The organism is Mycolicibacter sinensis (assembly GCF_001667945.1).
GTDB classification, from domain to species: Bacteria; Actinomycetota; Actinomycetes; order Mycobacteriales; family Mycobacteriaceae; genus Mycobacterium; species Mycobacterium sinense_B.
Genome location: NZ_LZJK01000033.1, coordinates 1 through 21,073, shown reverse-complemented (window position 1 = coordinate 21,073; position 21,073 = coordinate 1). Strand labels below are relative to the sequence as shown.

Annotated in this window: 18 protein-coding genes and 1 pseudogene; 4 read left to right on the top strand and 15 right to left on the bottom strand. The window is 67.6% G+C overall.

The features are described 5' to 3' along the window. Window positions 1-29: 29 nt before the first annotated feature. The 3 genes from A5694_RS03485 to A5694_RS03475 form a co-directional block, all read right to left on the bottom strand. Complete coding sequence (locus tag A5694_RS03485) at window positions 30-860, bottom strand: hypothetical protein (protein WP_064920456.1); 831 nt, start codon at window positions 858-860, stop codon at window positions 30-32. A gap of 67 nt (window positions 861-927) precedes the next feature. Further along, window positions 928-1,224: a hypothetical protein gene (locus A5694_RS03480; RefSeq protein ID WP_064920455.1), complete on the bottom strand. Its 297-nt coding sequence runs from the start codon at window positions 1,222-1,224 to the stop codon at window positions 928-930. A 176-nt stretch (window positions 1,225-1,400) separates the two neighbouring features. Continuing rightward, window positions 1,401-1,844 carry an Hsp20/alpha crystallin family protein gene (locus tag A5694_RS03475; RefSeq protein ID WP_064920454.1) on the bottom strand — a complete coding sequence of 148 codons (444 nt, stop codon included), beginning with the start codon at window positions 1,842-1,844 and terminating at the stop codon, window positions 1,401-1,403. A gap of 219 nt (window positions 1,845-2,063) precedes the next feature. On the opposite strand from A5694_RS03475, the gene nirB reads away from it, so the two are divergent. Continuing rightward, entirely contained in the window at window positions 2,064-4,637 is a 2,574-nt protein-coding gene (gene nirB / locus A5694_RS03470) for a nitrite reductase large subunit NirB (RefSeq protein WP_082952484.1), read from the top strand. Further along, entirely contained in the window at window positions 4,634-5,002 is a 369-nt protein-coding gene (gene nirD / locus A5694_RS03465; RefSeq protein ID WP_064920453.1) for a nitrite reductase small subunit NirD, read from the top strand. Before nirB ends, nirD begins: the two co-directional genes overlap by 4 nt. Window positions 5,003-5,013: 11 nt before the next feature. Here the strand turns inward: nirD and A5694_RS03460 are convergent, their stop codons facing one another. The 12 genes and pseudogenes from A5694_RS03460 to A5694_RS03405 form a co-directional block, all read right to left on the bottom strand. Further along, window positions 5,014-6,159 (bottom strand): uroporphyrinogen-III synthase, encoded by a 1,146-nt coding sequence (locus tag A5694_RS03460; RefSeq protein WP_064920464.1) that lies wholly within the window; start codon window positions 6,157-6,159, stop codon window positions 5,014-5,016. Window positions 6,160-6,187: 28 nt separating this feature from the next. Further along, on the bottom strand, window positions 6,188-7,579 hold the full coding sequence (locus A5694_RS03455; RefSeq protein WP_064920452.1) for a nitrate/nitrite transporter: 1,392 nt from the start codon (window positions 7,577-7,579) through the stop codon (window positions 6,188-6,190). A 103-nt stretch (window positions 7,580-7,682) separates the two neighbouring features. Next, a complete protein-coding gene (locus A5694_RS03450) occupies window positions 7,683-8,399 on the bottom strand; it encodes a sirohydrochlorin chelatase (protein ID WP_064920451.1) in 717 nt (238 codons plus the stop codon). Then, window positions 8,396-8,695 (bottom strand): annotated as a pseudogene (locus tag A5694_RS03445) (winged helix-turn-helix domain-containing protein); the annotation flags it as partial. The pseudogene A5694_RS03445 and the gene A5694_RS03450, both read right to left, overlap by 4 nt. Window positions 8,696-8,777: 82 nt before the next feature. Next, window positions 8,778-10,184, bottom strand: coding sequence for an MFS transporter (locus A5694_RS03440; protein WP_064920449.1), 1,407 nt, complete (start codon window positions 10,182-10,184; stop codon window positions 8,778-8,780). Between the two features lie 220 nt (window positions 10,185-10,404). Further along, entirely contained in the window at window positions 10,405-11,631 is a 1,227-nt protein-coding gene (locus A5694_RS03435; protein WP_064920448.1) for a sodium-dependent bicarbonate transport family permease, read from the bottom strand. A gap of 114 nt (window positions 11,632-11,745) precedes the next feature. Further along, entirely contained in the window at window positions 11,746-12,291 is a 546-nt protein-coding gene (locus A5694_RS03430) for a GNAT family N-acetyltransferase (RefSeq protein ID WP_064920447.1), read from the bottom strand. Window positions 12,292-12,299: 8 nt separating this feature from the next. Next, window positions 12,300-13,193: a 5-oxoprolinase/urea amidolyase family protein gene (locus A5694_RS03425; RefSeq protein ID WP_064920446.1), complete on the bottom strand. Its 894-nt coding sequence runs from the start codon at window positions 13,191-13,193 to the stop codon at window positions 12,300-12,302. Between the two features lie 11 nt (window positions 13,194-13,204). Further along, on the bottom strand, window positions 13,205-13,855 hold the full coding sequence (locus tag A5694_RS03420; protein WP_064920445.1) for a 5-oxoprolinase subunit B family protein: 651 nt from the start codon (window positions 13,853-13,855) through the stop codon (window positions 13,205-13,207). A gap of 118 nt (window positions 13,856-13,973) precedes the next feature. Continuing rightward, window positions 13,974-14,924 (bottom strand): ABC transporter substrate-binding protein, encoded by a 951-nt coding sequence (locus A5694_RS03415; RefSeq protein ID WP_064920444.1) that lies wholly within the window; start codon window positions 14,922-14,924, stop codon window positions 13,974-13,976. Between the two features lie 19 nt (window positions 14,925-14,943). Next, a complete protein-coding gene (locus A5694_RS03410; protein ID WP_109535578.1) occupies window positions 14,944-18,522 on the bottom strand; it encodes a hydantoinase B/oxoprolinase family protein in 3,579 nt (1,192 codons plus the stop codon). Between the two features lie 5 nt (window positions 18,523-18,527). Then, window positions 18,528-19,433: a helix-turn-helix domain-containing protein gene (locus tag A5694_RS03405; protein ID WP_082952483.1), complete on the bottom strand. Its 906-nt coding sequence runs from the start codon at window positions 19,431-19,433 to the stop codon at window positions 18,528-18,530. 148 nt (window positions 19,434-19,581) lie between these two features. On the opposite strand from A5694_RS03405, the gene A5694_RS03400 reads away from it, so the two are divergent. Then, window positions 19,582-20,793, top strand: coding sequence for an acyl-CoA dehydrogenase family protein (locus A5694_RS03400; RefSeq protein WP_064920443.1), 1,212 nt, complete (start codon window positions 19,582-19,584; stop codon window positions 20,791-20,793). Continuing rightward, window positions 20,790-21,073, top strand: a 284-nt coding sequence (locus tag A5694_RS03395; protein ID WP_165605182.1) for a phosphotransferase, incomplete at its 3' end; no start/stop codon positions are given. The genes A5694_RS03400 and A5694_RS03395, both read left to right, overlap by 4 nt.

The window sequence follows — 21,073 nt, the reverse complement described above, 5'->3', positions numbered from 1 at the left end:
CGTGTGAATGCGGCTGTCGGCGTTGTGATTCAGCCGATGAACCTGAAATCGGTGATGACCCCGCTCGCTACCAGGGCGATATAGAGATCGGTGAAGGCCAGCGTGCCCAGGGTGATCCAGGCGAACTGCATGTGCCGGCCGTTGAACCAGCTGATCTTCGTCCAGAACCAGTAGCGGACCGGGTGCTTGGAGAAGTGGTTGAGGCGTCCGCCGAACACGTGCCGGCAGGAGTGGCAGCCACCGGTGTAGGCCCACAGCATCGCCACGTTGAACAACAAGATGATGTTGCCCAGCCCGAACCCGAAGCCGCCCGGGCCGGTGTCGGAGTGCAGCGCCACGATGGCGTCGTAGGTGTTCAGTGCGGCCAGGGCGAAGGCGGCGTAGAAGAAATAGCGGTGGCTGTTCTGGATGATCAGCGGGAACCGGGTCTCACCGGTGTAGTGGGCGCGGGGTTCGGGCACCGCGCACGCCGTCGGTGATTGCCAGTAGGCCCGGTAGTAGGCCTTGCGGTAGTAGTAGCAGGTGAGCCGGAAGCACAGCAGGAACGGCAATACCAATGCGCCCAACGGAATCCAGCGGGGGAACTCCGGTAGCCAGACGCCGAGGTGACTGGAGCCGGGCACGCAGGACGCGCTGATGCACGGCGAGTAGAACGGCGTCAGGTAGTGGTACTGGTCAACCCAGTAGGCGCTGCCCCAGAAGGACCGGACGGTCGCGTAGACGATGAACAGGTTCAGGCCGAGGTTGACCCGCAGCGGCGACAGCCACCAGCGGTCGGTACGCAGCGTTCGATTGGCGATGCGGGCGCGAGTCGCCGAGAAGACACCGGTGCCAGGACGGTTCACGGCGGGTGCGCTCATCTACGGGGGTTCCCTTCGGCTGGAGTTCGTCGGAGGGCGCCCTTGTGCAAGCAGCACCCGGTCGGTGTCAGTACCTGCCCTGGCCGCCGACGCCTTCGTCGTCGACGTCACGCCAGAATTCGTTGTCGTAATCGGTGTCGGGGATGGTGATCTTGTCCTGGGCGCGTTCGGCGGCCCAGCGCTGTAGGTCGAGTTCCCCGGCGTCGGACTCGAGGAGCTCGATGTCGGTGAGGATGCGCTCAGCGTCCATTTCGATGCGGCGCATTCCGGGAATGTCGCCGAACCGGGTCTTGAGCCCCAGCACGCAGCGCCGCAGGTCGCCAATCAAAGTGTGCAGTTCGGCGAGTTCGGTAGTGCTAGACACCGGTGCCTCCTCGGGTGTTATGGATCACAGTACGTTCACCCGATGCTAGTCACATCCAGAACGGAACGTGAGACAGATCACGTTGCGTCGGTGGCGTGTTCGGCGCATGGAAAACCCCCACACACACTGTGTGCGGGGGTTTTCCGGGCCTTTCGGGGCCGCTACGCCGGTTCGGCTTACTTCGTGATGGCGATCCGTCGCGGCTCGGTGCCGGCGTAGACGCCTGCCACCCGGACGGTCAGCACGCCGGCGTCATAGGACGCCGTGATGGCGTCACCGGTGATGTGTGCCGGGACCGCGAACGAGCGGCGGAAGGAGCCGTACCGCACCTCGCGCAGCGTGCGCTTGGCGTCGGCCGGATCGGTGCCGGCGTACTCGTCGCGACGTTCGCCATGGACTACCAGGCGCCCGCCGTCGAGTTCGACGGTCACGTCCTTGTCCACGTCGATGCCGGGGAGCTCCAGGCGGACCACCGCGTCATCGCCGTCCTTGGTGATCTCGGCGGCGGGGAAGAAGCCGCTCGCCGGGGTCCGCCAGGCGCTCGCGGTGGCGGGGCCGAAGAAGTCGCGTACCCACCGGTCGGTGTCGAACGGGTGTTGCCACAGGGTCAGGGTGCTCATCGATGTCTCCTCGAGTTGATTGCTGCGTGCCGGTCGGGCGCCGGCCCGTCACTGGGTAGAACTTGAGTCGACCCCGCTAAAGTTCCGCGTTCGCCGATGGTGAACAACCACACAGCCCTGACCTGCTGGTGAACGGCCTCACAGGCGCGTGAGCACACTGTCACATGCTTGTAACGCATGGCGATATTCCTGCAATATCGCGTTTCTACCGTCATTCGCATGGCCCCGATTGAGACCCCCCGCGCCGGCGACCGCGTCCGGGAACTGGTCGTAGTCGGCCACGGCATGGTGGGCCACCGCTTCGTGGAGGCGCTGCGTAGCAGGTCCGACAGCGGACGCTGGCGAATCACGGTGCTCGCCGAGGAGTCCGACCCCGCCTACGACCGAGTCGGGCTGACCTCCTACACCGACGGGTGGGACCGTTCCCGGCTGGCGCTTCCGGGCAACGACTACGCCGACGACGACCATGTACGACTGATGCTGCGTACCCGGGTCACCGGCCTCGACTTGGCCGGCAAGTCGGTGACTGCGGCGGATGGGCAGCGCTACGGCTACGACAGGCTGGTGCTGGCCACTGGGTCTCGGGCGTTCGTCCCCCCGGTTCCGGGCCATGACCTGCCGGGGTGCCATGTCTACCGCACACTGGACGATCTGGACGGCATCCGGGCCGACATCGAGTGCATGTTGGAAGCCGGACATGTCCGTACCGGAGTGGTGATCGGCGGCGGGCTGCTCGGCCTGGAAGCCGCGAATGCGCTGCGCGGGTCCGGGATTCAGCCCCACATCGTCGAGATGGCGCCGCGGTTGATGCCGCAACAGCTTGACGATGCCGGCGGCGTGCTGCTGGGCCGGATGATTTCCGACCTGGGTATCGCGGTACACGTGGGCGTGGGCACCGAGTCGATCGAGCAGCTCACCCACCAATACGGCTCGCCCACCCTGCGGGTGCGGCTCTCCGACGGAACCGCGATCGAGACCGGGCTGGTGATCTTCGCCGCCGGGGTGCGTCCACGTGACGAGCTGGCTCGCGAGGCCGGCCTGGCGATCGCCGAACGCGGTGGTGTCCTGACCGATCTGTCATGCCGCACCAGCGATCCCCACGTGTATGCGATCGGCGAGGTGGCCGCCATCGAAGGTGTCTGCTACGGCCTGGTCGGGCCCGGCTACACCAGCGCCGAGGTGGTCGCCGACCGGCTGCTGGAGGGAGCCGCCGAGTTCGGTGAGGCCGACATGTCGACCAAACTCAAGCTGCTCGGCGTCGACGTGGCCAGCTTCGGCGATGCGATGGGGGCCAGCGAGAACTCGCTGTCGGTGGTGGTCAATGACCCGGTGAAGCGGACCTACGCCAAGCTGGTGCTCTCCGATGACGCCAAGACCCTGCTCGGCGGGATCCTCGTCGGCGACGCGTCCTCCTACGGCGTGTTGCGCCCGATGGTCGGTGCCGAGCTGCCCGGCGATCCGCTGGACCTGATCGCCCCGGCCGGCTCTGGTGGCGGCAAGACCGCGTTGGGGATCAGCGCGCTGCCCGGGGCGGCGCAGATCTGCTCCTGCAACAACGTCACCAAGGCGCAGCTCTGCGATGCCATCGCCGACGGCTGCCACGACGTGCAGGCCCTGAAGGACTGCACCAAGGCCGGGACGTCGTGCGGCTCCTGCATCCCGTTGCTCAAAGAGTTGCTGGTCGCCGAAGGCGTGGAGCAGTCCAAGGCGCTGTGCGAGCACTTCGCGCAGTCGCGTGCCGAACTGTTCGAGATCATCCAGGTCACCGGGATCCGCACGTTCTCTGCGCTGCTGGAGCGGTTCGGCACCGGGCACGGCTGCGACATCTGCAAACCCACCGTCGCCTCGATCCTGGCGTCGACGGGATCCGAGCACATCTTGGACGGCGAGCAGGCCGCGCTGCAGGACTCCAATGACCACTTCCTGGCCAACATTCAGCGCAACGGCAGCTACTCGGTGGTGCCGCGGGTCCCCGGCGGTGAGATCAAGCCCGAACACCTGATCCTGATCGGCCAGATCGCCCAGGAGTTCGGGCTATACACCAAGATCACCGGTGGCCAGCGCATCGACATGTTCGGCGCTCGGGTCGATCAGCTGCCCGACATCTGGCGCAAGTTGGTCGATGCCGGCATGGAATCCGGTCAGGCATACGGCAAGTCGCTGCGCACCGTGAAGAGCTGCGTCGGCAGTGACTGGTGCCGCTATGGACAGCAGGACTCGGTGAAGATGGCCGTCGACCTGGAGCTGCGCTACCGGGGCCTGCGCGCCCCGCACAAGATCAAGATGGGCGTGTCGGGCTGTGCCCGGGAGTGTGCCGAAGCGCGCGCCAAGGACGTCGGCGTGATCGCCACCGAGATCGGCTGGAATCTCTATGTCGGAGGCAACGGCGGCATGAGCCCCAAGCATGCTCAGCTGCTGGCCAGTGACCTCGACACCGAGACCGTGTTCCGCTACATCGACCGGTTCCTGATGTTCTACATCCGCACTGCCGATCGGCTGCAGCGCACGGCACCGTGGATCGAGTCCCTTGAAGGCGGACTCGACCATGTCCGCGAGGTGGTGTGCGAGGACTCCCTCGGGCTGGCCGCGGAGTTCGAAGCCGCGATGGCTCGCCACGTGGACAACTACACCGACGAATGGAAAGGCGTGCTGGACGATCCGGAGAAGCTGGCGCGCTTCGTGTCGTTCGTCAACGCCCCCGACGCCGAAGACCCCACCGTCGCATTCACCGAACGCGACGGCCGAAAGATCCCGTTGCCCATCCCGGTACTGCGTGTTGAGGAGGAATCATGATCACCGCCAACAACATTGAGGCATGGACCACCGCCTGCCGGTACGACCAGCTGATCCCGGGCCTCGGTGTCGGTGTGCTGCTCGACAACGGCAAGCAGGCCGCGCTCTTCCGGCTCGACGACGGCTCGGTGCACGCGGTGTGCAATGTCGACCCGTTCTTCCACGCTGCGGTGCTGTCGCGGGGGATCGTCGGCGACCGTGGTGGCCGGATGTCGGTCATCTCGCCGCTGAAGAAGCAGGCGTTCGCCTTCGACGACGGCAGCTGCCTGGACGACCCCCGCGTCTCGGTGCGGGTGTACCCGACCCGGATCGTGGACGGCTACGTGCAGATCGGCCGAGTCAGCGCCGTTCGGGCCGTCGCCTAGGCCAACCGGGCCTAGGCCGGGTTGCCGGGCTGGTCGACTGCCAGCCGGTAACCACGCTTCACCACGGTGGCGACAATGTTCTTGTCGCCCAAGGCGGATCGCAGGCGCAGCACCGCGGTTTCCACCGCATGAGTGTTACTCCCGTTGCCCGGCAGTGCCTCCAGCAGGTCATCGCGTGACACGACTCGGCCGGGATGCTCTGCCAGCACCCGCAGGGTTGCCATCGCGGCGGGTGAGACCGACTTGGCCACCCCGTCGACAACCACGCAACTGCTGCGGATCTCGATCCGGTGGCCGGCGGCGTACACGGTGTGGGTGCGCAACTGGGGCAGCTGGTCCACGATATGGCGAGCCAACGCCCCCAGCCGCATTCGCCGTGGCGAGGAGGTGGGCACTCCCAGTAGTGTCAGCGGCCGGGCGGTCACCGGGCCAACGCACATCGCGTGCACGTCCGACCGCAATGCCGCGAGCAGCGCGTCGGAGAGGCCGAGTTCGGTGGCGCGGGTCAGCGTCGCCAATACGGCGGCGGCCGAGGTGAAGCTGACCGCATCGAATTGTCCTTGAGCGATCTCGGTGGTCAGCTGGTCGAACTCGCCGCCCGGGCGGGCCGCGCGCCACCGGTAGACCCGGATGGGCAGCACATCGGCACCCGCACAACGGAGTTGGTCGAGCAGCTCAGGAACCGGGTCCCAGCCGCTGGTGGTGCCGTGCAACTGGACCGCTATCCGGCAGCCGGTGACACCGGATTGCACCAGATAGTCGAGCACCGCGGCCGACGATTCGGATTCCGGCGACCACTCCTCGGGCAGCCCGGCTGCGCGCAATGCGCCGACCGCTTTCGGCCCGCGGGCCACGATGCGAGCGGCTCGCAACGCCGCGATCAGCTCGTCGGCGAGCCCCCACCCCTCGGCGGCCGCGATCCAGCCGCGGAAGCCGATGGCCGTCGTCGCAATCAGGATGTCGGGCGGGTAGGCGATCAATTCCTCAGTGCAGCGCTGCAGTTGGATGTCGTCGGTCAAGTCGATCATCGCGATCGCCGGTGCGGCACAGACGGTGGCGCCATGACGTCGCAGCAGGGTGCAGAGTTCGTCAGCGCGGCGCGCCGACGTCACCGCAACCCGATAGCCGCTCAGCGGTGCGTGGTCTGGCCGGCTCATGAGCATCCCCGTTGCGGTGGTGGCTGCCTTATGCCGGAGCCAAGGCGGCCTGGGCCGGTTGTGCGGTCAGCAGCGGGCTGCGCACATACCTCAGCCAGGTTACCCCTGCAGCGCCGACGTAGCCCGCCAAGAAGATCCAGAATGCCGCCGTCGCCGAGCCGCTGGACAGATATGACTGGCGCAGCGCCAGATTGATCCCCACCCCGCCGAAAGCGCCGATGGCACCGGCGAAACCGATCAGCGCCCCCGACATGGCCCGTGACCACTGCCGGCGGTCGCTCTCGCTGAGGCCGAGGTTGTGGCTACGGGCCTCGAACACCGACGGGATCATCTTGTACACCGAACCGTTGCCGATCCCCGAGACGATGAACAATGCGACGAAGCCGATGGCATAGCCCACCATGGTGGCGCTGGTCGTGGGGCCGCTGCGATGATCGTCGAAGACGCTGACAGCGACGAGCAGCCCCGCGGCTGCGAACATCCCGCCAAAAGCGGCCAGGGTGACCCGGCCACCGCCGATGCGGTCGGCGATCCGGCCGCCGGCGATACGCGCCACCGACCCCAATAGTGGCCCTAGAAAGGCGATTTCAGCAGCGTGCAACGAGGCCTGTGCGGGGCTTTGACCACTGCCCACGAAACTGATCTGAAGCACCTGCCCGAACGCGAACGAGTACCCGATGAACGACCCGAATGTACCGATGTAAAGCAGCGCGATGATCCAGGTGTCGACCGCGGGAAGAATCGAGCGCATCGCGCTCAGGTCGACCTTGTGATTGTCGAGGTTGTCCATGAACAGCGCTGCGCCGATCCCGGTGACTGCGAGGAGCACCAGGTAGATCGCGCACACCCAGTACGGCTGGCGATTGCCCGCGGTTGCCAGCACCGCCAACCCGACCAGCTGAATCAGTGGCACCCCGAGATTGCCTCCGCCGGCGTTGACCGCCAGCGCCCAGCCCTTGAGCCGGTTCGGGTAGAAAGCGTTGACGTTGGTCATCGACGCGGCGAAATTGCCCCCACCGAGACCGGTCAGCGCCGCGCACACCAGATATGGCCACAGCGGTAAACCCGGGTGGGCCAACAGACCCATTATCGCCACCGTTGGGATCAACAGGACCAGCGCAGAGAAGATCGTCCAGTTCCGGCCGCCAAAGGTCGCGGTCGCCATCGAGTACGGGATGCGCAGCCCGCCGCCGGCCAGGGTAGCGGTGGCCGCGAGGAGGAATTTGTCACCGCTGCTGAAGCCATACACCGATTCGGGCATGAACAGCACCATCACCGACCAGATTGACCAGATCGAAAAGCCGATGTGTTCGGCGATGGTCGACCAGATCAGGTTGCGCCGGGCGATCTTGTTGTTACCGGCCGCCCAGGCCACGGTGTCTTCGGGATCCCAATCGGTGATGAGGTGTGAACGAGGCATGTGGAAACCGTAGAAATCTTTCGTTACCGGAAGACTGCACCCGGTGTCCCTCCCGTGAACTTCTCCTCACGGTCCAGCGGGTTGGGTGTGAGGCGCGACGCTGCTACTGATGGTCGCCAAAAAGCCCTGACCGCAACGGCAGCCGCGTCAGTGCGGTGATGAACCGGTCGGCGACGATCCGGGCGAGGCCAGGGTGAGTGCCCAGTGGTGCGGTCACCAGATCCGCACCGGCGTCATGCAGACGGCGCTGAAACAGCCCGTCGGCCATCAGATAAGAGGCGATCACCACCCGGTTCGCGCCCCGGCTGCGCAGGGCGGCCACCGCGTCGGGTACCGAGGGCCTGCCGGTGGCGGCGAACGCCAGCTCTACCGGGGTGCCGAGAAACCCGGACAGCATCTGCGCGGCCAGGTCCAGGTCGGCGCGCGCCATCGGGTCCGATGAACCGGCGGCCGCGAGGATCACCGAGTCGCCGGTGCGCCAGCCCGATTCGGCCAGTCGCGCGGCGACCACGGCAGCTACGCGCCGGTCCGGTCCCAGGGCCGGCGTCATCGTGACATCCGGGTGCCCGCTGGCCAGGACGTGCGTGGGTACGTCGACGCCGACGTGGTAACCGCGGGCCAGAAAGGCCGGCACGATGACTGCCGGGCGCCCGCTTCCGGCTTCGGCGGCAAGAACCTCTGCGGGGTTGGGGCCCAGCACGTCGACGAACGCCACCCGCACCGGCTGCCGCAGCAGCGCGCCGACCCGCTCGGCGAGTTCACCGACCATGACAACGCCCTCGGGCCGGCGGGTGCCGTGCGCCACCATGATGGGGATCATGCGGCCCCCGACTGGTCGTCGACCGCGAGCCGGTACCCCCGCTTGACCACGGTGGCGACGATCTGACTGTCGCCCAATGCCGTTCGTAGCCGGAGCACCGCAGTGTCCACCGAGTGTGCGCTGTTGTCCCGTCCCGGCAGTGCTCGCAGCAACGTGTCCCGTGGTACGACGCTGCCCGGACGGTGCGCCAACACGCGCAGCGTGGCCAGAGCGGCAGGTGGAACCGGCTTGACCAATCCGTCCACGAAGACCCGACCATCCTCAATCGTGATGAGGTGACCGGCCGCCTGAACGGTGCTCATGTATAAGGTTTAGCGGCAGCCGATTTCGTTGGTGTTACCGACCGATTTCCAATCGGTTGCCCGGCAGCGATTCCGGTCACACCGGCACCGATTCGGTGTCCCGCGGCGACCGCGGGCTGGCACCCGCCGGCATCCGCGGTGGCCGGCGCACGTACATCACCCACGTCAATGCCGCTGCGGCGCAATACGTCATGAGGAAGATCCAGAAGGCGGGCGTCTCGGTGCCGGTGCTGGCATACGCCTGCCGCAAGGTCAGGTTGATGGCGACGCCACCGAGCGCGCCGACGGCGGTGGCGAACCCGATCAACGCGCCGGAATGCGAACGCGCCCAGTGCCGGCGCTCAGCCTCGCTGCAGTCAAGCGACCGGCTCCGGGCCTCGAAGATCGACGGGATCATCTTCAACACCGAACCGTTGCCCATGCCCGCCAGGATGAATAGCGCGATGAATCCGGTGATGTAGAGCACCACGCTGGTGGAGGTCACCGTACCGGGGGTGCGGTCGTCGATGGTGCTGGTCAGGGCCAGTACCGCGGCTCCCAGAATCATTCCGACGAAGACGACGAAGGTGACCCGCCCGCCTCCGCGCCGGTCGGCCACCCGCCCCCCGTAGATGCGCGACAAGGCGCCCAGCAGTGGGCCGAGGAAGGCGATTCGTGCGGCGTACAGCGAAGCCTCGGCCGGGCTGTGCCCGGTTTCCTCAAATGTGACGTGCAGCACCTGGGCGAAGGCGAACGCGAAGCCGATGAACGAACCGAACGCGGCGCAGTACAGCAGTGAGATGACCCAGCTATCGGAGATCGACAGGATCGATCGGATGCTGCCCACCTCTTTCGCGCCGTGGTCGAGGTTGTCCATCCGCAGCGCCGCGCCGATACCGACCAGGGCGAGCAGCACCAGGTAGACGCCGCAGACCAGCTCCGGCTTGGTGTTGCCGACGGTGGCCAGCACCAGCAAGCCGACCAGCTGGATGGCCGCCACCCCGAGGTTGCCGATACCGCCGCACAGCCCGAGCGCCACGCCCTTGAGGCGTTGCGGGTAGAACGCGTCGACGTTGGCCAGCGAGGCCGCGTAGTTGCCGCCACCCAGCCCGGTCAAGGCAGCACACACCAGGTACATCCATAGCGGCTGACCGGGGTTGACCAGCAACAACAGTGTCCCGACGGTGGGGATCAGCAAAATCAGTGACGAGGACACCGCCCAGTCGCGGCCACCGAATTTGGCGGTGGCCGCCACGTACGGGATCCGCGCACACGCACCGACCAGGGTGGCGACCGCCGCGAGCAGCAGCTTGTCACCCGGTTTGATGCCGTAAACCGACTCGGGCATGAAGAGCACCACGACCGACCACAGCGACCAGATGGAGAAGGCGACGTGCATGGTTGCCGTCGACCAGATGAGGTTGCGTCGCGCGACGGCCTTATTGCCGTTCTCCCAGGCCGCGCAGTCCTCTGGGTCGAATTCACTGAGATGAGTGGGCGTCATGGAAGTCTCCTCGTGCTCTCCAGCCACCGTCGCGCCGTGCTGCCTCGTCACGGGTGGGCCGCCGTGTGAACATACCGGCCTGAACTGGCAAGTTGCGGTGTAGAACCTGTAAATGCCTTGGAGGGCAGCTCTACTGGTACACGGTGCCCGGGCAGCAGCGGTTCACGATGTGGCCCACATCACCTATTGCGTGTGCGCGCAGCCGATTTCACCTGCTCAGTCAGCCGACCGGTAGCCAGCCGTTGACCGCCTGAGTGATCTGCAGGTACAGCGGAATGCCGATCGTCACGTTGTAGGAGAACGTCAGACCCAGCGATGCGGCGAGCGGTACCGTCGGACTGGCCTCGGGGATCGCGATGCGTTGCACCGCGGGAACAGCGATATACGACGCCGCGCCGCAGAGCACGGCGAACAGTACGTAGCTGCCCGTCTCGAAGTGAGTGCCGGTGAGTTGGGCGTAGGTGTGGATGATGAAAATTCCGGTGACGGCAAAGAGATTCGGGGCCAGTAAGCCGAAGGCGATCAATCCACGGCCCGCGGTCCGCAGGTCCTTGAGTTTGCGGGACGCCGTCATGCCCATCTCGAGCAGGAACAGGCACAGCATGCCCTGGAACGCCGTGACAAAGACGTGGTCGCCGTCTTCGATCACCGAGGCGCCCTGCAGGCGGCCGATGAAGCCGATGATGATGCCACCGAAGAGCAGATACAGCCCCGGGTTGAGCAGAACTTCACGCAGCAGCGGTGCGCTGACCGGAGCTGTCGCCGTGGCCACCACCGGGCCTGCGCCGACCGGTTCGGGATGTTCACGCTTCTCCAGCGCGATCTCCAGCTCCTCTTCGACCTCCAGCTCATGGCGGGTCTTGGGGCGCTGAGTGCTCAATTGGGCGGCGGTGACCAATTCGGGGCGGGCCTTGGGGTTGTACCCGGGCTCGTCGGGCATGTTGCCCAGCGGATCCATCCCGCGCTCCCGTAACCGCGCCACCAGCACCAGCGCCACCATGCACCCTGGGATCTCCATGACGGCCAGCATCACCGGCATGTAGGCATCGAACGCGATGTCCAACGCCGCCAGCACACCCAGGCAGGTGGCGAACGTGCCGGCCGAATCCGACCCGTAATAGCCGGCCACGGTGGCGCGGTCGACTCGTCGCATCTTCGTCATCCGGGTCAGCAACCCATAGGCGACGAATCCGATGATCAGGTTGGTGATGAACCCCAGCACGATGAAGCCGAGAACCTGGGCGAGGCTCGAGGCGTCGATGGTGGCGAGCTCCTCGCCGCCGCGCCAGCCGATGGCCAGCAGCAGGTACAACGTCAAGCCCTGATACAGCACGTAGGGGAACTCGAACTGGACCTTCAGCAGGGGGATCAGGAAACCCATGTAGAAGAAGAGCAGTAGTGGTTTGAAGAGGTTGTGGGTGAAGTTGTGCCAGAACTCAAACAGCATGGGGTCTCCCGTGTCGGTGTCCAGCGGGACAGACTACGTCGCGTGCCTGCCCGCCGGCTCCCGTGAAGGGTACGCATTTGCTGTGAGGGCCGCGACCGAGAGAAACTCCCGGGACTACCAGACGTCGCCGTCGCGCCAGTCGCAGGCCAGCTCGGCGGTGGTATCCAAGTTCAGGTCGACCGGCATCACGAACACCGTGCCGTCTTCGTCCGGGGTGCGAACCAGCCCGGTCGGTGACAACACCGCCGTCGGCCCGCGCCACGGTAGCCAGCCTCGCGCGGTGTAGAGCCGGCGGCTGATATCGGCCGAACTGAGCGCCCCGAGCTCGAAGGCGCCCCGGATCACCTGTTCGCAGGCGTCGAGCACCGCGGTGGCCAGCCCTCGTCCGCGGTGGTCCTCGGCGACGGCGACGGCTTCGACGTAGCCGCAGCGCAGGGACCGGCCGCGGTAGAGCAGGTGGCGGCGGATCACCGAACCATGGGCGATCAGGGCACCGCGGTGCCAGATCAGGGCGTGCATCCCGCCGAGCGCATGCTGCCAATCGGCCTCGGAGAACGCGTCCCCGTAGGCCTCGATGACCAGTTGGTGGGCGCCGCGACGGGTCTCGTCGTCCAGATCGGAGGTGTGGATCAGGCGGGCGGTGTGGACCTGGGCAGGCACCCGCAGACCTACCAGGTCGAGTGATCGGACGGGTGCTGACGCGGCCGCGACCAGTGCATCCGTACGGTCTGTCCGGGCCTGACCTGGCCCAGCGTGTCGAGATCGTCCTCGACGACCACGCCGACGACGGGATAGGCCCCGGTGACCGGGTGATCCGGGCCGAGGATGATCGGAAACCCGTTCGGCGGAACCTGGATGGCACCGCGGTCGGCGCCTTCGGCGGGCAGCAGCCGGTTCGGCCACCGGTATTCCAGCGGCATGCCGACCAGTCGCATCCCGACCCGGTCACTGTGGTTGGTGACCAGCCAGTTGGTGCGGACCATGATGTCGGGGTCGATGAACCAATCGTCGCGCGGTCCGGGCGTGACCCGCAGCTCGACGACGTCGTCGGGGATCGTGGCCACCGGCGCCTGGTCGATCTCGGGATAGTCGCCGGTCCGTTCGCCGATCTGCAGCACGTCGCCGTCGCGTAACGGCGCCGGGCCGATCGCGGCCATCACGTCGTAGCTGCGTGACCCCAGCACGGGTGTGACCTCGATACCCCCGCGCACCGCCAGATAGGTTCGCAGGCCTGACCGAGGCGTGCCCAGCGAGATCACCTGTCCATCGTGGACGCGCTGAATGCTGTTGGTGCCGAACGATACTCCGTTGACTTCTGGGTCGGTCTCGGCGCCGGTGACCGCGATGTCGACGTCGCCGCCGCAGACCCGCGCGGAGAATCCGCCGAACGCCACCTCGATGGTGGCCCGGTCGTCGGGATTGGCCACCAAACGGTTGGCCAGCTGATGCGACCGGCGGTCGGCGGCCCCGGACCGGGTGACGCCCAGATGCCCCAACCCGGCCCGACCAAGGTCCTCGACCAGGGCCAGCGGACCGGTGTGCAGTACCTCCAACGTGGTCATGTCAGCCTCCGTTACGCGGCCCGGAATTGCACGGTCAGGCCCGGGGTGAGCAGCGCCGGGTCGGGCCGTTCCAGATCCCACAACACGGCGTCGGTCCGGCCGATCAACTGCCAGCCGCCCGGCCACTGGCGCGGGTAAATACCGCTGAATTGCCCGGCGAGCGCCACCGAACCGGCCGGAACGGCATCCCGCAGTTCGGCCCGGCGCGGCACCTGCAGTCGCGGGTCGCCGCCGATCAGGTAGGCGAAACCGGGTGTGGAGCCACCGAATCCGACTCGCCAGGGTGTTGCGGTGTGCGCGTTGATCACCTGGGCGACGGTCAGGCCGGTGCGTTCGGCCACCTCGGCGAGGTCAGGGCCGTCGTAGACCACGTCGATCACCACGTCGACGGCAGCGTCGCGTGCCGTGGTCTCGATCTCGGCCGGTTCGACGGTCAGCTTGGCCAGCCGGCGCCGGACGCTGGGCTGGAAGTCGGGGGCGGCCAGCTTCACCAGCACGGTATGCGACGCCGGCACGATGTCGAGCACCCCCGGCAGTGCCGCCGCGGCCAGGGCCGAGGTCCATGCCAGCACCTCGGCGGTCCGGTCGAACTGCAACAGCAGCGCGCAGTCGCCGTAGTCGAGGATCGTGTCGGTTGCCCGGAAATCCAATGTCGCGCTCATGTCCCCGACCGTAGTCGCGCAAAGTGATCCAGGCCACAGTTCTGCGGGCTATGCCAGAGGGGCCTTACCAAACGTGCAGAGTTGGGCGGGGGTGGCAGCGGTCTTCGGCCGTCGCCGCTCAGCCGGTGATCTTGGCCAGCAGCGGCGGCAGTTGCTGGGCCACCACCGGGTAGCTCAGCGGGGAGGCGAAGGCGATCGCCCCGGCCTGCTCCGTGGTGGTGAAGACGCTGCGCGACTCACGCGCGGCGATGTCCGGATCGGCCAGCAGCGCCCGGCGTTCGTCGTCGCTCTCAGTGGTCCAGATCAGCACGTCGGCGCCGCCGAGCGTGGAACCGAGCCGGTCGTGCTCGATGAGCGCCGGCGAATCGGCGACGGTGAACCCCAGCTGGGACAGGAACTCGGTACGCCACCCGGTGGTGACAGCCACGCCACCGTTCTCCAGGCGGCCGGCCAGCAGCAGGACCTTCTTGCCCTTGAAGCCGGGGTGCGCGGCGGCGGCCTCGGCGAACTTCGCATCGACGCCGTCGATCAGCGACCGCATCTGGGCGCCCTGATGTACCGCGGTGCCGATGGCGGTGGCCTGGGCCTTCCACGGCTCGAAGAATGCGTCGCCGCCTGACTGCGGCACGGTCGGCGCGATCTGCGAGAGCTGCTGATAGGTGTCGGCGTCCACGCCGGCGTTGGTCGCGACGATCAGATCCGGCTTGAGGTCGGCGATCTGCTGGACGTCAATCCCGTTGTCCAAGTTCAACACCACGGGTTTGGCATCACCGAGGCGCTGCTGCGCCCACGGCCAGACCGCGAACGGCTGGTCGCCGAACCAGGCGGTGACCGCGATCGGGACCACGCCGAGCGCCAGCAGGTCATCCTGGCCGGTGTAGCCCGCACACAGCACCCGCTTGGGTGGTTCGGGCACGGTGGTTTCGCCGAAGAGGTGCGAGATGGTGACGGGCCCCGGTGCGCCGGCATCGTCGTCGTGCGGGGTCGAGGAACAAGCGGCCAGCCACGCGGCGGCGCCGGCCGTACCGCAGAGGCCGAAGAAGCCGCGCCGGCTCCATTGGTCGCGCATCGCGTGAGATTAACGCCGTTCAGGCAGGTTTGCCATATCCGCCGCCGCCCGGAGTCTCGATCACCAGGGTGTCGCCGGGCGCCACGTCGGTTGCATCGCAGCCGGCCAGTTCGGTCACGGAGCCGTCGGCGCGCTCCACCCGGTTGTGCCCGATGGCCCCCGGCGACCCGCCGGCCATGCCGTACGGGGCGACGGCCCGATGCCCGGACAGCACACTGACGGTCATCGGCTCGCGGAACTCGATGCGCCGCACGCCGCCGTCGCCGCCGCGCCAGCGGCCCGCCCCGCCGCTGCCGCGCCGGATCGCATACTCGCGCAACAGCACCGGGAACCGCATCTCGAGCACTTCGGGGTCGGTGAGCCGGGAGTTGGTCATATGGGTCTGCACGACGCAAGCGCCGTCGAACCCGTTACCGGCGCCGGACCCGGAACCGAGCGTCTCGTAATACTGGTGGCCGGCATTGCCGAACGTGACGTTGTTCATCGTTCCGGATCCCTCCGCCTGCACCCGCAGGGCGGCCAGCAGCGCCCCGGTGATCGCTTGGGAGGTTTCGACGTTGCCGGCCACCACTGCGGCCGGATATCGCGGGGCCAGCATCGTTGCCGCCGGGATCTTGATGTGCAGCGGTCGCAGGCACCCGTCGTTGATCGGGATGTCATCGAGCACGAGTGTGCGGAACACATAGAGCACCGCGGCGGTGGCCACCGACGACGGCGCGTTGAAGTTCGTCGCCAGTTGTGCCGACGTTCCGGCGAAGTCGATGGTGGCGCTGCGGGTGGCCTTGTCGACGGTCACCCGCACCGCGATCGTCGCCCCGGAATCCATCTCGTAGCGGTACTGGCCGTCGTCGAGGCAGTCGATGACCCGGCGCACCGCCTCCTCGGCATTGTCCTGGACGTGGCGCATGTAGGCCTGCACCACATCGAGTCCGAAATGGGCGATCATGGCGCGGATCTCATCGATGCCCTTCTGATTGGCGGCGATCTGGGCGCGCAGGTCGGCGAGGTTGGTGTCGGGGCTCCGGGAGGCGAAGCGTGCTCCGGTGAGCAGCGCTCGGGCCTGCTCTTCGCGGAACTGCCCGTCCTCGACCAGCAGAAAGTTGTCGAACAGGACTCCTTCCTCGTCGAGCGTCCGGCTGTCGGCCGGCATGGAACCCGGTGTAGTTCCGCCGATTTCGGCGTGGTGGCCGCGTGAGGCGACAAAGAACAGCACCCGCTGGCCGGCGTCGTCGAAAACCGGGGTGACGACGGTGATGTCCGGCAGGTGGGTCCCGCCGTGGTAGGGGTCGTTGATCGCGTAGACCTGACCGGGCCGCATCTGCCCGGTTCGCCGGGCGATCACCTCCTTGACGGTTGCGCCCATCGATCCCAGATGCACCGGGATGTGCGGAGCGTTGGCGACCAGGTTGCCGTCCGCATCGAACAGCGCGCAGGAGAAGTCCAGCCGCTCACGGATGTTCACCGATTGAGCAGTGGCCTCCAGCCGGGTGCCCATCTGTTCGGCGATCGCCATGAACAGATTGTTGAAGATCTCCAGCAGCACCGGATCGGCGGCGATGCCGGCAGCGGCCGGTGCGGCCGTGGTCAGCCGTTGCAGCACCAGTTGACCGTCGTCGGATAGCTGGGCCTGCCAGCCGTCGTCGACGACGGTAGTGGCGTTGTCCTCGGCGATGATGGCCGGACCGGTCAGGACCTCGGCCGGGGTGATCGCCTCGCGCCGGTGCAGCGGTGCGTCTCGCCAGCGGCCGCCGGTATAGAGCCGGACGACTTCCGGTGGCGCACAGTCGCTGTCGACGCCCGCTCGGGTGGTCAGCTCGGGTTGTTCGGTCAGGCCGGTGGCCTCCACCTCGACTGCCGCGGCGATAAGCGGGCGATCCATCAGGAAGGAGTACATGCCGCGGTGGGCGCTTTCGAACGCTGCCGTCATCTGCGCGACGGCGCCGAGTTCGACCGGGATCGAGGTGTCGGTGCCCTGGTAGCGCAGATGTGCCCGGCGGATCACCTGTATCCGGTTCGCCGGAACGTCCTGGTCGGCCAGTTCGGCGCGCGCCTGCCGTTCCAACTCGTCGGCGACGTCGTCCAGGACGGCGCCGTCCAGCGGGGTCTCTATCGCGCGCTCCCGGATCACGGTGGTGTCGGCCAACCCGATGCCCAGGGCGGACAACACACCGGCCATCGGCGGCACCAGCACGGTACGGATGCCGAGTTCGTCGGCCACCGCGCAGGCGTGTTGTCCACCGGCGCCGCCGAAGGTGGTGAGCGCATACCGGGTGATGTCGTGGCCCTTGGCCACCGAGATCTTCTTCACCGCGTTGGCCATGTTCGCCACCGCGATCCGCAGGAATCCTTCGGCGACTTGTTCGGGGCTGCGGCCATCGCCGCCGATCTCATCGGCCAGCGCGGCGAAGCCCCGCCGTACCGCCACGGTATCCAGCGGCTGGTCGCCGGCCGGCCCGAACACCGCCGGAAAATGCCCCGGCTGGATGCGTCCGAGCATCACGTTGGCGTCGGTGACGGTCAGCGGTCCGCCGCGCCGGTAGCAGGCCGGTCCCGGATCGGCGCCCGCCGAATCCGGTCCGACCCGGTACCGGCTGCCGTCGAAGTGCAGGATCGATCCGCCGCCGGCGGCGACGGTGTGGATGTGCAGCATCGGGGCCCGCAGCCGCACCCCGGCCACCTCGGTGGTCAACACCCGCTCGTATCCTTCGGCGGCGGTGTAATGCGAGACGTCGGTAGAGGTTCCGCCCATGTCGAATCCGATCACCGAGTCGAAACCGGCCAGCGCCGACATCCGCACCATGCCGACGATTCCGCCGGCCGGGCCGGACAGGATCGCATCCTTGCCGCGGAAGTGGTGGGCGGCGGCCAGGCCGCCGTTGGACTGCATGAACATCAGCCGCACCCCGCGCAGCTGGTCGGCCACCTGCGCGACGTAGCGGCGCAGCACCGGCGACAGGTAGGCGTCGACGACCGCGGTATCGCCGCGCGGAATCAGCTTCGGCAGCGGGCTGACATCGCTCGACAGCGAGATCTGGGTGAAGCCCAATTGCTCGGCGAGCGCGCCGATCGCACGTTCGTGCGCCGGGTTGCGGTAGCTGTGCAGGCATACCACGGCGAGCGCACGAATGCCGTCGGCATGAGCCGCGCGCAGGGCCGCGGCCAGGGTGTCCAGGTCCGGTGCGCGCAGGACGCTGCCGTCCGCGCAGATGCGTTCGTCGACTTCGACGGTGCGCTCATAGAGCTGCTCGGGCAGCACGATGTGCCGATCGAAGATGCGGGGCCGGTTCTGGTAGGCGATGGCAAGGGCGTTGCCGAAGCCGCGGGTGATGACCAGCAGGGTGCGTTCCCCGGCGCGCTCCAGCAAGGCATTGGTGGCCACCGTCGTGCCCATCCGCACCGCGTCGATGATTCCGGCCGGGATGGGCGTGTCGTCGGGAATCTGCAGCAGGGCACGGATTCCGGCCACTGCGGCGTCGCGGTAGTGGGCCGGGTTCTCCGAGAGAAGCTTGTGGGTGACCAGTTGCCCATCGGGCCGTCGGGCCACGATGTCGGTGAACGTGCCGCCCCGGTCGATCCAGAACTGCCACGTCGTCGACACGGTCTCTATTGTGCCCAACCACCGGGTGGCGGGGGCGCGGACGCCGACCTGGGCCGGCCGAGCAGGGCTATGGCGAACTCGGCATAGGCGCGGGCGGTGTGCTCCGGGGTAGCGGGTCCCTCGGCGTTGAACCACTGCGGCAGCGATGTGCACATGGTCGCGATGGCGCGGCCGGCTATCCGGCGGTCTTCGACGGTGCTACCGGCGATGCCCTCGATGTCGCCGTCGCGTGATGCGCGGTCGATGGCAGCGTCGAGTATGTGCTGCAACCGGTTTCGTGAGTCGGCAATGCGCTGCCGGTTCGCCGCGGTCAGGCTGCGCATCTCGCTGGCGCCGATGAAGGCCAGCTTCTGGCGATGCGTGTGGAACAGTGCCAGCGCCTCGACGATGCGGCGCAGTTCCTCGATGCCGGTTGACGCGCCGGTGCGGGCGGCTTCGACGCGCCAGTGCAGCTCGGTCATCGTCAGGTCCAGGATCGCGACCAGCAGTGCCTGCTTGTCCGGGTAGTGGTGGTAGATACCCGGAACGCTCATGCCCGCCCGTGCCGCCAGGTCTCGCATCGTGCTGCCGTGATAGCCGGTGTCGACGAACGCATCGATGGCCGCGCGCAGCACGCTGTCCAGCGTCAGCGGCGGGAATGTTCGCCAGTCGCCGGGCGAGAACCCGGCAGTATCAACGCCTCTGGCGGTGTCCGGTGGTGGGACGGTGCCCACCAGGAGCTGGGCCGGGGTCACCCCCAGCGCCTGGGCGCACGCCTGCAGGCGTGTCACCGAGATTCCGGTCTTGCCGTTCTCGAGCGCGCTCACCGTTGCCGCGCTCACCCCCAGGCGTTGCGCCAGCTCCCGCACGGTCAGACCCCGAGCACGCCGGGCTGCCCGGATCGCACCGCCGCACTCGACTGCCCCTGCCACCCCACCTCCACGTTCAGGAATTCTGAACTATTGTTGCCAGAAACCGGGCTTCCGGGGCAAGTTTTGACTGGAAAGGCGCCGTATGTCACAGTCCGTACTGTTTGGGCCGAGTGATCGGTCGGTCAGTTGACGGTGGTGACGGAGTGACATGGCAATCGAGCTGAACTACTCGCCGGATGTGACGACACTGGTCGAACGCACCCGGGCGTTCATCGACGACGTCGTGCTCCCGGTCGAGGACCGCTTCGGCGGGGATATCACGGCCGCGGGCGGCGACACGACGATCAGGGAACTGCAGGCCGCGGCGCGGGACGCGGGCGTCTTCGCGCCGCACGCTCCCGTCGAGTACGGCGGTCTGGGATTGAACATGTCCGACCGGGCGCCGGTGTTCGAGGCCGCCGGGTATTCACTGTTCGGTCCGGCCGCGGTGAACATCGCCGCGCCCGACGAGGGCAACGTCCACCTGCTGGCCGAGGTGGCCAGCCCCGAGCAGAAGGCGCAATACCTCGCCCCGCTGGCGGCCGGTGACGTGCGATCTGCGTTCGCGATGACCGAGCCGGGACCGGGTGCGGGCTCGGACCCGTCCGCGCTGACGACCAAGGCCGAACGCCGTTCGGGCGACTGGTACATCACCGGCCGCAAGTGGTACATCACCGGTGCCGACGGCGCCGGATTCTTCATCGTCATGGCCCGCACCTCCGGGGAAGCCGGCCAGCGCGGCGGCGCCACCATGTTCCTGGTCCCCGCCGACACCCCGGGCTTGACCGTCGGCCGACACATTCCGACCCTCGACCGGTCCATGGTGGGCGGGCACTGTGAAGTGCTCTTCGACGATGTTCGGGTTCCCGATGAAGCCGTGCTCGGCGAGGTGGATCGCGGCTTCGAATACGCCCAGGTACGCCTCGGGCCTGCACGCATGACCCACGTCATGCGCTGGCTCGGCGCCGCACGTCGCGGTCACGACACCGCACTGTCGCACGTCGTGGAGCGCCAGGCCTTCGGATCGGCGCTCGGCGACCTGGGCATGATCCAGAACATGGTGGCCGACAACGAAATCGACATCGCGGCCACTCGAGCGCTGCTGGTGCGCGCATGTTGGGAGCTGGACCAGGGCGGCAACGCCGGCGATGCTACGTCGATCGCCAAGACTTTCGCCGCCGAGGCGATCTTCCGGATCGTCGACCGCAGCGTGCAGATGTGCGGTGCGCTCGGCGTCACCGAGGACCTGCCCCCTGCGCGGCTTTCCCGCGAGGTACGGCCGTTCCGGGTTTACGACGGCCCCTCCGAGGTGCACCGCTGGGCCATCGCCAAGCGGCGGGTCGGGGCGGCCCGGCGGGCACGTAAGGACGCCGCGCAGTGACGAGCCAAGCGCTGGATCCGGTCGCCCTGCGTAAGTACCTCGCCGCCAACGATGTTCCGGTTCACGGTGAACTCACCGTGGAACTGATCGCCGGGGGCCGGTCTAACCTCACCTTCAAAGTCAGCGACGAGTCGTCGGCGTGGGTCGTTCGTCGCCCACCGCTCGGCGGCCTGACCCCGTCGGCCCATGACGTGGGCCGTGAATTCGCGGTCACCGAAAAGCTCTACGGCACCGGCGTTCCGATCGCCCGGCCCATCGCGTTCGACGCCGACGGCACGGT

Coding starts and splice junctions, on each gene's coding strand:
- A5694_RS03415 (WP_064920444.1), bottom strand. CDS start 14,924: ATGCGCGACCAATGGAGCCGGCGCGGCTTCTTCGGCCTCTGCGGTACG.
- nirD (WP_064920453.1), top strand. CDS start 4,634: ATGATCACCGCCAACAACATTGAGGCATGGACCACCGCCTGCCGGTAC.
- A5694_RS03485 (WP_064920456.1), bottom strand. CDS start 860: ATGAGCGCACCCGCCGTGAACCGTCCTGGCACCGGTGTCTTCTCGGCG.
- A5694_RS03475 (WP_064920454.1), bottom strand. CDS start 1,844: ATGAGCACCCTGACCCTGTGGCAACACCCGTTCGACACCGACCGGTGG.
- nirB (WP_082952484.1), top strand. CDS start 2,064: ATGGCCCCGATTGAGACCCCCCGCGCCGGCGACCGCGTCCGGGAACTG.
- A5694_RS03460 (WP_064920464.1), bottom strand. CDS start 6,159: ATGAGCCGGCCAGACCACGCACCGCTGAGCGGCTATCGGGTTGCGGTG.
- A5694_RS03400 (WP_064920443.1), top strand. CDS start 19,582: ATGGCAATCGAGCTGAACTACTCGCCGGATGTGACGACACTGGTCGAA.
- A5694_RS03455 (WP_064920452.1), bottom strand. CDS start 7,579: ATGCCTCGTTCACACCTCATCACCGATTGGGATCCCGAAGACACCGTG.
- A5694_RS03420 (WP_064920445.1), bottom strand. CDS start 13,855: ATGAGCGCGACATTGGATTTCCGGGCAACCGACACGATCCTCGACTAC.
- A5694_RS03425 (WP_064920446.1), bottom strand. CDS start 13,193: ATGACCACGTTGGAGGTACTGCACACCGGTCCGCTGGCCCTGGTCGAG.
- A5694_RS03435 (WP_064920448.1), bottom strand. CDS start 11,631: ATGCTGTTTGAGTTCTGGCACAACTTCACCCACAACCTCTTCAAACCA.
- A5694_RS03450 (WP_064920451.1), bottom strand. CDS start 8,399: ATGATCCCCATCATGGTGGCGCACGGCACCCGCCGGCCCGAGGGCGTT.
- A5694_RS03440 (WP_064920449.1), bottom strand. CDS start 10,184: ATGACGCCCACTCATCTCAGTGAATTCGACCCAGAGGACTGCGCGGCC.